Source organism: Pseudomonas migulae NBRC 103157, from assembly GCF_002091715.1.
GTDB lineage: Bacteria > Pseudomonadota > Gammaproteobacteria > Pseudomonadales > Pseudomonadaceae > Aquipseudomonas > Aquipseudomonas migulae_A.
The window spans coordinates 16625-28495 of record NZ_BDAG01000024.1 but is presented as its reverse complement, the minus strand read 5'-3'; the positions used below and the strand labels follow the sequence as shown (position 1 = coordinate 28495).

Sequence of the window (11871 nt, the reverse complement as noted above, 5' to 3'; positions counted from 1 at the left end):
GGCGGGGGTATTGGGCAATACTCCCGTCGATGAAGTTAGTCTGTCATTTTGAAATTGGCGGCTTGTAAAGACGACGAAAGTTGTAAGGGTTGCTAATTGTCCAGAAGGTCATAAATCTCTTTCATGCGTTCTTCCCGCATCAACTCAAGTTCTTCCTCGGTTTCGGCTGTCCATTGCAGAATGAAGTCCCAGTAATCGCAATCGTGAGCGTCCGCTTCTGCTTCAAATGCTTCTTGCAGAAATTTAAGGCGATATTCTTCTGGCGAAAGTCCACAGTTTTCAGCGAGGTCGTAGTTCAATTCGCTGAGTTCAAGTTGGATCCATAAGTTGGCGTCCAGGAATTTCTTCAAAGCGAGTTCGGCTCTAAGTTCTTTTGCGATCATGAGTGCTCTCTTGTTGCATGCAGTAAGTAGCTGGTTGTTCGAAGTCGGCCCAGCGCCAAGTCTGACTATGTCAATTTCCTGCCATCATCCATCCTCGAACGCCATGACTTTCACTCAGCTCTTTCACAACTCGAGCTGCGTCCTGCTTCTGTTTATACGGGCCGATGACGACAAAGTTGTTTTCTTTACGTGCTACCGGCAACTCCATCTGTTGAATGGCCTTTACGGCGTGATGGCGGTGGGGTGTGTTCAATGCGATTTCGACCACCCACAGGCCGGATGAAGGCGTGGTTGAAGCTTCTTTTTTAGTGTGGAGAATATAGCCGCAGCACGTCAAACACGGGCGTTCCAGCGTAATGAGCGATCCTGGCACGGTGCGAAAGACATGCCATTGCGGATCAATGGTTCTTTTGCGGGCGAAGCGTGCCAGGAGCAGGCCGATAAAAGTAATCAGACCGCTGAGAACAATCGTCCAATTGTGTGCCTGTGCGGGCAATGAAGGCAGTGTAAGTTCTGGCATTTCTTCTGACTTTTCGATCAGAAACTGTACGGCGTCCGCCTCCACTGAATCGGGTACATGGGATCCCTTTTTCTCAAAGGGTGCGACGACCCCATCGGAATGTTTTGTACTGAACTCTGTCACAACTTTATTAGCGGTGTCATCGGCCAGTTGTTCGAACGCTGTCACTTTTTGCTGGATGTATGTGTTGTCGACGTTATTTTGACAAGTTGGTCCTGTAGACACGTAGGCCCATATAAGCGCTGATAGTTGCCCCAAAACGCCAGTTACCAGTAAGCCGAAGCTAAGCTTTCGCACAGCGGCCATCTCCAAATCAAATGAATAGTTATTTGGCCCATTTCTTTGATAAAGCGGGGTTCTATTGTTGATCCTGGGATGGTCTAAATTCTCGAGCGCGTCAGTGTGCCCAAGAGCCAAAACTAGTTGGCTGCTTTTTTGTTGTTTTAAAGAGCATCGGGCACGCACTTTATAGAATGTTGGTTAACGAAAAAGGCTCAGGTGATCGAAAAAAAACCGTATCAGATGGATTTGAAGATGAGTCATTAAAACACTTGTATTTAAGGCTGATGTCGTGGGCAAAGTACCTTGTCCAAGATTCAGGCTACCTACGCGTTCGGTAAAAATGAAAGGATTGTTAGCCGGCCCTTTTCGGTACGGAGAGGAAGTTGTTACTGAGTTTTTTGTCACCCTTTCAAACGATGCCGGTGTCCTGCACTACACTTCAGGTGCCACTCCTACCCTGGAGAGTTCCTGGTGAACGCTCCAGACGTCGTGCTTGGTCCTGAAGAATTTGCAGAACTGAGCGCTCAGCTTGAAAGCTCTGCTCAACACGCCTGGCCGTAGAAGCATTACCGGTCCTGATGTGGGATGAGGGTCAATGCTATGGCCGTTGAAGGCAATGCAGGACAATTATTGGGCGTCGTCATTTTGCTTGCCGCCGCCGTGCTGGTAGTGCCGCTGTTCAAACGCATCGGGCTCGGCTCAGTGGTCGGTTACCTGGCGGCGGGCCTGATCATTGGCCCCTTCGGACTGCAACTTTTCAATGACCCCCACACCATCCTTGAGGTGGCCGAGTTGGGCGTGGTCATGTTTCTTTTTGTGATTGGCCTGGAGATGAAACCCTCTCACCTATGGGACCTGCGTAGGCAGATCTTTGGGTTGGGCAGCCTGCAGGTGGTGGTCAGTGCATGTCTGCTCACTTTTGTCGGCATGGCTTTCGGATTCTCTTGGCAGGTGTCATTTGTCTGCGCAGCGGGTTTTGTACTCACCTCCACGGCTCTGGTTATGCAAGTTCTCTCGGAACGCGGTGACATTACCGAGCCGAGAGGGCAGCACGTCGTCTCCATTTTGCTGTTTGAAGACCTGTTGATAGCCCCTTTGCTGGCGGTGGTGGCATTTCTGGCGCCCACGGAGTTGGCAAATGGACCCACGTCTCCACTTTGGCAACGCATAGGTATCGCAGCGCTGTCCTTGGGTGCATTGGTGGCCATCGGATTGTGGCTGCTCAATCCCCTGTTTCGGGTATTGGCCCAAGTCAAGGCGCGCGAGGTAATGACTGCCGCTGCGCTGCTGGTTGTGTTGGGCGCAGCGTTGCTGATGGAACTCGGCGGTCTTTCAATGGCGATGGGGGCTTTCGCGGCCGGTGTGCTGCTGTCCGAATCCACTTTCCGCCACCAGTTGGAGGCCGACATCGAGCCGTTTCGCGGCCTGCTGCTGGGGCTGTTTTTCCTCGGCGTCGGCATGTCGCTGGATCTGCAATTGGTGGCCGAGGCCTGGAAGCTCATCATCTCCGGCGTGCTGGCGCTGATGGTGGTCAAGGCGCTGTGTATTTATGCGGTCGCGCGCCTCGCGAAAAGCGGTCATGACGACGCGCTGGATCGCGCCTTGCTGATGGCGCAGGGTGGCGAATTTGCTTTTGTGCTGTTTGCCGAAGCGCTCAAACTCAGGGCCATCAGTCCTGAAGTCAACGCCAATATGACGGCTATTGTGGTGCTCTCCATGGTCATAACGCCGGTGACTTTATTGCTGTACAAACGGTTTGCTCGCGCGCGGACCGTTTCCCTGGACGGCGTGGAAGCCGCACAGAATCTGCGCTGCAATGTACTCATCATCGGTTTTGGCCGTGTGGGGCAGATTGCCTGCCAGGCGCCGCTCGCTCAGGGAGCGAAAATTTCCATCATCGATATAAATCCAGAGGTCATCCGCGCCGTGACACCCTATGGTTTCAAGGTCTATTACGGCGATGGCGCCCGCCATGAAATATTGCACGCCGCTGGCGCCCATCACGCTCGCGCCATCATTGTTTGTGTGGATGATAAAAAAGCCGCGACTCGCATTGTCGAAAGTACGCGGCACTTCTGCCCGCAGGTGAAATTGGTGGTACGCGCTTTTGACCGCGAACATGCGCTGGAATTGGTCAAACACGGCGCCGACTACATAGTGCGGGAAACCTTTGAGGCCGCCCTGCTGCTCGGCCGTCAGGCCGTGGTGACTCTGGGTGCGTCGGAGCACGAAGCCGACGCGGTGATCGACGAAGTGCGCAAACGCGATGCCGAACGTTTTGCCTTGGAAACATCGGGCGGGCTGTTTGCCGGGCGAGCGTTGGTGCTGGGAAATATTGAGCGCATCGAGCCGCCGAACCCTGAGGCGCGGGAGTCGCGGGAGGCTCGGTGAGCATCAGGCACAGTGTCGGCTCAACTGCGCTCCAGAGCAGAAAACTGGCCCCTCAACCACGTATAAAGCTGCGAAACCGCAGGGCTGATCTGCTTGCGATGCGGGCACACCAGGCTCAACGGCGACGCTTCGCCAGGGTAATCCGGCAGCAGCACAAGCAGACGCTCTGCAGCGATATCGGCACTGACATCCAGCCAGGATTTGTTGGCGATACCTTCACCCTCCAATGACCAGCGCCGCACGACATCGGCGTCGTCGCTGAACAACGGTCCTGAAACCTGAACGGTTTGCCCGCCAAGGTTCCACTTGTCGTAGACCCGGCCATTTTGCAGATAGAGCAGGCAGGGATGCTTGCTCAAGTCATCCGGCGTTTGGGGAGAACCGCAGCGTTGCACATACTCCGGCGAGGCAACCAGCACCCGCTGGTTCCACGGTGCAAGCGGCAGTGCCACATAGTTGGCGTCTTCGTTCGGGCCGTATCGAATCGCCACGTCCACCGGGTCGCGAAACAGATTGGCCATCTGGTCCGACAGGAAAAAACGCAACGTCAATTCTGGATGCTGACGGCGGAACTGCGTCAACCACGGCAGCAGTATGTTGCGCCCCAGATCGGACGGCGCTGTCACTTGCAGTACACCTCGCAGCGTGGCGTTCTCACCACGCAGGTTTTCCTTGCCTTGCTTCAGGGTCTCAAGCACTGCGTGGGCGGTGGGCAGATATTGCTCGCCCTCGGCAGTCAATCGCAGGCTGCGAGTGGTGCGGGCGAACAGGCGCACGTCCAGCTCGCGTTCCAGACGTTTGATGGCGGCGGCGACCTGACCAGGCAGAAGATCAGCCTCCAGCGCCGCTGCGGTGAAACTGCCCAGCGCGGCGCTGCGGATGAATAAACCAAGATCATCGATACGGATCATTTTCACTCCTGCAGTGAAAGTGTTGGCGCATTCTGCTTGTTTTTCTTTGCACATGGGAAGTCGAAGATGGCTGCAAGCGAATGCACAAACCCTTCAGACAGCGAGTGTCCATGAAAGCCATCACCTTCACCGAACACGCTTTGCCCATCGACAATCCACAAGCATTGATTGACATCAGTCTCCCGGTGCCCACACCTGGCCCACGGGATCTGCTGGTTGAAGTTCGCGCGGTATCAGTGAATCCGGTCGATACCAAGGTGCGCGCCGGAACTTTCACAAAAGAACCGAAAATCCTCGGCTGGGATGCCACAGGCATTGTCCGCGAGGTCGGCTCTGAAGTGACGTTGTTTCAGCCGGGCGATGAAGTGTTCTATGCCGGCTCGATTGCCCGCACCGGCAGCTACAGCGAATTCCATTTGGTCGATGAGCGGATCGTCGGGCACAAGCCTCGTTCATTGAGTGCAGCCGATGCGGCCGCGTTGCCGTTGACCTCGATCACTGCCTGGGAATTATTGTTTGACCGGCTCGGTGTCGCCGAGGGATCGGGGGAGGGCAAGTGCCTGTTGATCACTGGAGCGGCTGGCGGCGTCGGTTCGATGCTGGTGCAACTGGCCCGACAGTTGACCCGCCTTAGCGTCATAGGTACCGCCTCACGCCAGGAAACCGCTGATTGGGTGCGGCAGTTGGGCGCGCATCACGTGATCGATCATAGCCAGCCACTGCTCGCACAGTTGCAAGCCCTCGGCGTGCCGGAGATCGACTATGTCGCCAGCCTGACTCACACCGAGCAGCACTTTGCACAACTGATCGACGTACTCAAGCCGCAAGGGCGTCTGGCTGTGATTGACGATCCCGAAACCCTCGACGTGATGCCGCTCAAGCGCAAGTCGCTGTCGTTGCATTGGGAGCTGATGTTTACCCGCTCGCTGTATGAAACCCCGGATATGATCAACCAGCATCATCTGCTCAATCGGGTCAGCGCTCTGATTGACCAAGGCGTTCTGCAAACCACCGTGGGCGAGCACTTCGGTGCGATCAATGCGGCAAACATGCGTCGTGCCCATGCGCTGGTCGAGAGCGGCAAGGCCCGGGGCAAGATCGTTCTCGAAGGTTTCTGATTTTACTCATCAGGCGTGCTCGCTTGCGGGCCCGCTGAACCGCCTGCGGCATCACTTTCGATTTTTTAATGTTGGAGCGTTGACGGTGAATACGTCCAGTAACGTGTTGGTATCGATTGCCATGCTCAAGGCCAAGGCAGGCAAAGAACTGGCATTGAAACAAGAATTGCTGGCGCTGGTAGAGCCGACCCGCGCAGAGCCGGGCAATCTCGATTATGTGTTGTTCAAGCTGCGTGACGAGCAGGGCACGTTCTACATGCGCGAGGCTTTCAGGGATCAGGCGGCGCTGGATGCGCATTTTTCGATGCCTTACTTTCAGCGCTTTGCCGCCACGGCAGATGACCTGCTCGAAGAGCCGTTGCAACTGATATTCCTTGAGCAGGTATCGGCCGGATGATTCGACCTGTTGAACCGCACCACCTCGGCCGGCATGGAGGCGGCCGGCGCATCATTTCGCTTCAGGACGCGGCTGTACTCCGAATTGCGGAACGATGTGAGTGCCCAGCTCTTCAATGACTTGCGCAGCAGGGCGCTTTCCGTATTTGAGATTCAGGATAACGTGGTCCACTCCGATTTCCTCAAGTGACTCCAGCAAAAACCGGAGATGGTAGCGTCCCAGTTTGAACCCCAAATGAATGCGAGTGGGCGGCGTCGACGGGGTCTCATCGAGGTCGATGTAAAGCGACTGAGTGAAGGGCTTATAGACGGAGCCACATTGCTTCATGACCTCCTGCCGCCAATCCTCCACGATCAGTCGCTGCATGTTCGGTATACGTGGATAGTTGATCCATCCGACGCTTTCGCGTGCGATCCAATCCAGTGACTGGCGACTATTCCCGGTCACGAGCATTGGAATGACTTGGGTTGTGGGTTTCGGAATGAGGTCTGCGCCCCGCATCTCTCCACCGCTCCAGCGAATGGGCTCAAAGCTGGTGCTGTGGGCTTGGCGAATCACCTCGTAGTGTTCTCGAAAGATTTCTCCGCGTCTTTCGGGATCGACGCCAAAAGCCGAAAACTCCACAGGACGATCGCCGGAAGCAACTCCCAGAATCAAGCGACCTGCGCTCAACTGATCGACGCTGGCTGACGCCTTGGCCGTGTGCAGAGGATGGTGTAAAGGGATGGCAATGGAGGCGGTGCCAAGCGCTATCTCCGACGTATGAGCAGCCATATAGCCCAGGTAAACCCAAGGGTCGAACAGCTGGCCCACATCGCCGAAACCAGGGTCCCGAAGCGGCACGTCGCGAAACCAGAGCGCGCAGAAGCCCAGCGCCTCTGCTTGTTTGGCCAGTGCGACCTGATTGAGCATGCTCGGAGTGTCCCCATCGAAGGCCTCCAAAGGAAAGAACAATCCAAGGCTCAAATGACCCTGAGTGAAGGTTCGGCTGAACCCTCGATGCTGCTGATAAGGAATCGTGCTCGGCCGATACATACTCATCTTCCTCAATGGGAGAACGTGAACAGCGCCCCGTTTCCAGAGGTGCTGCGGCATCGGTCGCTTGAGAACGACAGGTGGGGTAATGGGTGTAGTCTTCGCCCGTTGCACCGTACATGCTGGTCGGGTCGACCGGATCGAGGGGCCAGTTGCTGGCGATACGCGCGGGCAGGTCCGGATTCGGCGATGAGCGGACGGTAGAAAGAAATCAGATCGCTCCAGCCCGATACATCATCTGAGCAAAGGCTTGGGGATCATTCAACAAGCGTAGGCGGTTTTGCAGTGAACAACCATATTTGTTGTCACGACGATTGGTGTGGGCGCAAATGAACGGGTTCACGAGGTAGCCGTTCGCGCAGGGCAGTTCGACAACGCCTCGATCCCGGCAATCACAACCCAGCCCATGCGTTTGGCTTGAATGCCTCAAGGAGGCTCATTCTTCACATTTTGGTCGAGCTGCCGTGGACCCAAGCACTTCCCCCCGAACGGCCTATTGTCATTTCATGTCTCTGGCCTGCACCCACAGTATGGCGTCTTGCGAAAGGGGTTTGCTTTTATGGGTTTTCGTTGTGCCAATGTTGAGCGCCGCAATGCCCCACCAGCCGGCACGGGGCAGGCCGATGGTGACGATTCCTTGGGCATCCGAATACGTACTCAGGGATTTGAAGGAGGCTTGGGGGGCCGTGACATAGTCCTGCTTGCCGAAGGCGTTGTTTTTGATATCGACGGAATGGTTGACGTATTCGATTTCGATCTCGGCGAAAGGAACGGGCTTGCCGTCGGCCAGCACCAACGCGCGGAATACGCCGCCGGTCCAGTTTGCATAGGGCTTGCTCAGGGGCTGGATCTCAACCGGTAAGCCCTGTGGTTCTGCCCAGTCGCTGGGTACGCCGCCCACGTTCACGATCAGCTTGGTGAACTGTTGGATGTAGACGTCCTCCTCGGTTTCCAGGTAGGGCTCGGGCTCGAGTACGAAGATATGGTCACCCAGTGAACGCACCGCCTGCTGGCGTTTCATAACGCCGCGGCGCGTTATTTTGAACTGGGCCAATTGGCCAATGGGTTCAACCGTTTTCTGGACAAGTTGCAGCCGATTATTCGCGACATTCAAACCGCCTCCCTGGATACCCGCAACAGCGCGAATACCTCCTCGGGGATTGCCCGGGAAGTCAGCGCAGGGATGCAACGCCAGTACCGCGAAGTGGAGCTGGCCGCGACCGCCCTGCATGAAATGAGTAGGAGCCGTATGTGGTCGTCACGCACGTACGGATCTGTGCGGGGGGAGTTGCGTCATTTCTCCCACTGTTCCAGCAGTATTGACACGAATTTTTCCGCTGCCGGAGAAAGTGAGGCGCCTCTTCGGTAAACCAGTCCCAGCGATCGGTTCACAATAGGCTCTATCAAAGGGACGCTCACCAAGGTGGGATGATCCACCGCCGGCATTGCGAGGCTCGGCATTGCCGAAACGCCTAATCCAGCTTCTACCAGGCCCAGTGATGTAGAGAGGTGTTGCACTTCATAGAACCACTGCGGACGCCAGCTCAAGCCCGACAACGCGTGGTCCAGCAACATGCGGTTGCCGCTCAGGCGACCGACCCCGATAAGGCGGTAATTGCTCAGTTCAGACCAGGTGACCGAACTGCGCCCGGCCAGCTCATGATCGCGTCGACAAGCCAAAACAAAAGGCTCGTTGACCAACGGCACAAACTCAATGTCTGGGTGCTGGCCGCTCATCATGTTGATGCCAAAGTCGGCTTCGCCACGCAGAACAGCCTCCAGTCCTTCGTTCGCACTGAGATCAAGCAAGCGAATGCGGATTTGTGGGTAGCGCTCGTTGTAGAGGCGGATCACCGACGGGAGGAAGTAGAAGGCTGCGGTGGGGATGCAGGCGAGGGTGACACGACCGCTCTGCCGCTCTGCCAGCTCGCGGATGTTCAGTATCGAGTCGTCGAAGTCATCCAGTAAGCGTCGTGCCTTGGGCAGGAAGTCTCGCCCAACGCTGGTGAGGCTAACCCTTCTTGTCGTGCGATCAAGAAGCGCTGTTCCCAATCCCTCTTCAAGCTTTTTCATTCTTCGACTCAACGCGGGTTGAGAGAGATGCAATGCATCGGCAGCTTCGTGGAAGCTTCCAAGTTCTGCGATCTTCACGAAAGATCGGATGTCATTGAGCTCATAATTCACTTTTTTTATCCCATCAGAGGAGCGTTGTTCAGCCCGGTCATCCTAGGTTTATCATTCGTCAAACGCAATAATCAGGCTGATATTTGCATTGGAAACAATTTTGAAAGCCTGCGACTCTTGCTCACAAGACATCAATAACCCCCATTGATCAACAAGAGTCAGTATTCATGCAACGAATTCCCTGTGTGCTTATGCGCGGTGGTACTTCCAAGGGCCCGGTATTTCTCGCCTGGGATCTACCTGTTGCAATCGAAGAGCGTGATGAGCTGCTGCTCAACCTTATGGGTTCTGGCCATGAGCTGGAAATTGACGGTATCGGTGGCGGTAGTCCACAAACCAGCAAGGTGGCGATCGTCAGTCCTTCGTTGCATCCTGACGCGGATGTCGATTATCTGTTCGTTCAAGTCATGGTCTCCCAGCGTCGAGTCGACACTGCGCCCAATTGCGGCAACATGCTTTGCGCCGTTGGGCCGTTCGCCATTGAACAGGGGTTGGTAAAAGGCACCAAAGACCTGACCCTTGTGCGTATTCGCAACCTCAACACGGGGACTTTTGTGAACGCCGAGGTACAGACCCCGGGTGGCAAGGTCAGCTATGAAGGCGACACCGCCATCGATGGTGTGCCGGGTACCGCCGCTCCTGTGCAACTGACCTTCCTGGATGCGGCGGGCAGCAAGACGGGCAAGCTTTTCCCGACGGGGCAAACGCAGGATCTGATCGACGGTATTGCAGTGACCTGCATCGACATGGCGATGCCGATGATGATCGTCGAAGCCGGCCAGTTGGGTAAGCGCGGTGATGAAAGTCCTGCTGAGCTGGATGCCGACAAAGAGTTTCTGCGTCGCCTGGAATCCTTGCGACTGCAAGCTGGCCTGGCAATGGGCCTGGGTGATGTCAGCGACAAAGTGATCCCCAAGCCAGTACTGGTTTCACCGGCCAAGGCTGGTGGCACAATCCAGGTGCGCTACTTCATGCCACACAACTGCCACCGGGCCTTGGCGATTACCGGCTCCATCGGTCTGGCTACAGCTTGCGTCACTGAAGGCAGTGTGGTCGCGCAATTGCTCGGCGGGGTTAGCGAGCCGCGCTTGCAGCAAGTACGCATTGAACACCCAAGTGGTGGAATAGATGTCGTATTGTCCTACACCGGCGCTCAGGGTGAGACCATTCGTGCCTCTGTGGTGCGTACATCGCGCAGGCTGTTCTCCGGTTTTGTCTACGCCGCGGCTTCCCGACGACTTGCCGGATAATTTCCCCTAGTCATTGCCGTTCTTGCATCAGCACAATTCTAAAAATGGGTGATGCCATGAAAGTTGTAAAATCGCTCTACTTCCAGATTCTCTTCGCCGTGCTGTTGGGCGTGCTGGTCGGACATTTTTGGTCGCAACAGGCCATTGCCTTGAAACCGCTGGGTGATGCCTTCATCAAGCTGATCAAGATGATGATCGCTCCGGTGGTGTTCTGCACCATCGTCACCGGCATCGCCGGCATGAGCGACAAACGCTCCCTCGGGCGTCTGTTGAGCAAGACCATGCTGCTGTTCCTGGCGCTGACCGTGATCAGTTTGATCATCGGCCTAGTGTCGGTCTACTTGTTCAAGCCCGGTGTGGGCATGAACATTGACCCCACCCAGTTGAACACCCAGGGCCTGTCGCAGTACACCGATTCCGCTGCGAAGCTGGGAGTGGTCGAGTTTTTCATGCACATCATCCCCGACACGTTCATCGGTGCCTTCAATAAAGGCGAAGTGCTGCCGGTGTTGTTCATCGCGGTGCTTTGCGGTTTTGCTCTGTCGGCCATAGGCGAGCGTGGCAAGCCGGTACTGGATGTACTGGAATCCGCCTCGCACATGGTGTTCAAGATCTTCTCCTACTTGATGCGCTTCGCTCCGGTCGGTGCCTTCGGCGCTTTGGCCTTCACCGTGGGCCAGTACGGTATTACATCGCTGGGCTCGTTGGCCAAGCTGATCATGACGTTGTACATCGCCTGCGCCTTCTTCGTCTTTGTGGTGCTGGGGAGCATCTGCCGGGCGAATGGCTTCAGTCTATGGAAGTTGCTGCGCTACTTCCGCGAAGAATTCCTGGTGGTGCTCGGGACTTCCTCCACCGAGCCGGTGATGCCGCGGATGCTGGAAAAGTTGCAAGCCCTGGGTTGCAAAAAAGGCGTGGTGGGGCTGGTGCTGCCAACGGGTTACTCGTTCAACCTCGACGGAACGGCGATCTACCTCTCGCTGGCAGCGGTGTTCATTGCTCAGGCCTGCAACATCGAGCTGAGCCTGACACAGACCGTGACCATGCTGGCAATCATGCTGTTGTCCTCGAAGGGCGCGGCAGGCGTCACCGGCGCCGGTTTTGTCGCGCTGGCGTCGACACTGACTGTGATCCATGACATTCCCTTGGCCGGCCTTGCCCTGCTGATCGGGATCGATCGCTTCATGTCGGAAGCCCGGGCGTTGACCAGTCTGGCAAGCAACGCCGTGGCCACCGTGGTGATGTCCATCTCGGAGAACGCCTGCGATCGCGAAACGCTGATGCGGACACTGGACGGCAAACCTTCGCCTGCAGCGACCCCGACCCTAGTTCAGAACCCGGATTGGGATGGCCTGAAGGTCACGGAACAGGTCTAACCGGTCGCAGCTGAATCGAGCCCC

12 protein-coding genes are annotated in these 11871 nt (G+C 56.2%); 5 read left to right on the top strand and 7 right to left on the bottom strand.

The annotated features are described in order from the left end of the window. Window positions 1-92: 92 nt before the first annotated feature. Complete coding sequence (locus PMI01S_RS18220; protein WP_084321430.1) at window positions 93-383, bottom strand: DUF6388 family protein; 291 nt, start codon at window positions 381-383, stop codon at window positions 93-95. 70 nt (window positions 384-453) lie between these two features. Continuing rightward, complete coding sequence (locus PMI01S_RS18215) at window positions 454-1209, bottom strand: SPOR domain-containing protein (protein WP_235864478.1); 756 nt, start codon at window positions 1207-1209, stop codon at window positions 454-456. Between the two features lie 576 nt (window positions 1210-1785). Between PMI01S_RS18215 and PMI01S_RS18210 the strand changes: the two genes are divergently transcribed. Further along, entirely contained in the window at window positions 1786-3576 is a 1791-nt protein-coding gene (locus tag PMI01S_RS18210) for a monovalent cation:proton antiporter-2 (CPA2) family protein (RefSeq protein ID WP_084321428.1), read from the top strand. Between the two features lie 20 nt (window positions 3577-3596). Here the strand turns inward: PMI01S_RS18210 and PMI01S_RS18205 are convergent, their stop codons facing one another. Continuing rightward, on the bottom strand, window positions 3597-4487 hold the full coding sequence (locus PMI01S_RS18205) for a LysR family transcriptional regulator (protein WP_084321426.1): 891 nt from the start codon (window positions 4485-4487) through the stop codon (window positions 3597-3599). A 110-nt stretch (window positions 4488-4597) separates the two neighbouring features. Between PMI01S_RS18205 and PMI01S_RS18200 the strand changes: the two genes are divergently transcribed. Beyond that, complete coding sequence (locus tag PMI01S_RS18200; protein ID WP_084321424.1) at window positions 4598-5605, top strand: zinc-binding alcohol dehydrogenase family protein; 1008 nt, start codon at window positions 4598-4600, stop codon at window positions 5603-5605. A gap of 85 nt (window positions 5606-5690) precedes the next feature. Beyond that, window positions 5691-6002 carry a putative quinol monooxygenase gene (locus PMI01S_RS18195; protein WP_084321422.1) on the top strand — a complete coding sequence of 104 codons (312 nt, stop codon included), beginning with the start codon at window positions 5691-5693 and terminating at the stop codon, window positions 6000-6002. 51 nt (window positions 6003-6053) lie between these two features. Here PMI01S_RS18195 and PMI01S_RS18190 read toward each other — a convergent pair whose 3' ends face one another. From PMI01S_RS18190 to PMI01S_RS18170, 4 genes are all read right to left on the bottom strand, one after another. Next, window positions 6054-7037: an LLM class oxidoreductase gene (locus PMI01S_RS18190; protein ID WP_084321420.1), complete on the bottom strand. Its 984-nt coding sequence runs from the start codon at window positions 7035-7037 to the stop codon at window positions 6054-6056. 211 nt (window positions 7038-7248) lie between these two features. Further along, window positions 7249-7467, bottom strand: coding sequence for an oxidoreductase (locus PMI01S_RS32460; RefSeq protein ID WP_371850927.1), 219 nt, complete (start codon window positions 7465-7467; stop codon window positions 7249-7251). Window positions 7468-7536: 69 nt separating this feature from the next. Next, on the bottom strand, window positions 7537-8268 hold the full coding sequence (locus PMI01S_RS18180; protein ID WP_338061158.1) for a DUF4198 domain-containing protein: 732 nt from the start codon (window positions 8266-8268) through the stop codon (window positions 7537-7539). 62 nt (window positions 8269-8330) lie between these two features. Further along, on the bottom strand, window positions 8331-9221 hold the full coding sequence (locus PMI01S_RS18170; RefSeq protein ID WP_084321418.1) for a LysR family transcriptional regulator: 891 nt from the start codon (window positions 9219-9221) through the stop codon (window positions 8331-8333). 167 nt (window positions 9222-9388) lie between these two features. On the opposite strand from PMI01S_RS18170, the gene PMI01S_RS18165 reads away from it, so the two are divergent. Together PMI01S_RS18165 and PMI01S_RS18160 are read left to right on the top strand one after the other, a co-directional pair. Beyond that, window positions 9389-10471 carry a 4-oxalomesaconate tautomerase gene (locus tag PMI01S_RS18165; protein WP_084321416.1) on the top strand — a complete coding sequence of 361 codons (1083 nt, stop codon included), beginning with the start codon at window positions 9389-9391 and terminating at the stop codon, window positions 10469-10471. Window positions 10472-10515: 44 nt separating this feature from the next. Continuing rightward, complete coding sequence (locus PMI01S_RS18160) at window positions 10516-11847, top strand: dicarboxylate/amino acid:cation symporter (protein ID WP_084321414.1); 1332 nt, start codon at window positions 10516-10518, stop codon at window positions 11845-11847. Window positions 11848-11871: the final 24 nt, after the last annotated feature.

Coding starts and splice junctions, on each gene's coding strand:
- PMI01S_RS18180 (WP_338061158.1), bottom strand. CDS start 8,268: ATGCAGGGCGGTCGCGGCCAGCTCCACTTCGCGGTACTGGCGTTGCAT.
- PMI01S_RS18220 (WP_084321430.1), bottom strand. CDS start 383: ATGATCGCAAAAGAACTTAGAGCCGAACTCGCTTTGAAGAAATTCCTG.
- PMI01S_RS18160 (WP_084321414.1), top strand. CDS start 10,516: ATGGGTGATGCCATGAAAGTTGTAAAATCGCTCTACTTCCAGATTCTC.
- PMI01S_RS18200 (WP_084321424.1), top strand. CDS start 4,598: ATGAAAGCCATCACCTTCACCGAACACGCTTTGCCCATCGACAATCCA.
- PMI01S_RS18205 (WP_084321426.1), bottom strand. CDS start 4,487: ATGATCCGTATCGATGATCTTGGTTTATTCATCCGCAGCGCCGCGCTG.
- PMI01S_RS18210 (WP_084321428.1), top strand. CDS start 1,786: ATGGCCGTTGAAGGCAATGCAGGACAATTATTGGGCGTCGTCATTTTG.
- PMI01S_RS18190 (WP_084321420.1), bottom strand. CDS start 7,037: ATGTATCGGCCGAGCACGATTCCTTATCAGCAGCATCGAGGGTTCAGC.
- PMI01S_RS18165 (WP_084321416.1), top strand. CDS start 9,389: ATGCAACGAATTCCCTGTGTGCTTATGCGCGGTGGTACTTCCAAGGGC.
- PMI01S_RS18215 (WP_235864478.1), bottom strand. CDS start 1,209: ATGGCCGCTGTGCGAAAGCTTAGCTTCGGCTTACTGGTAACTGGCGTT.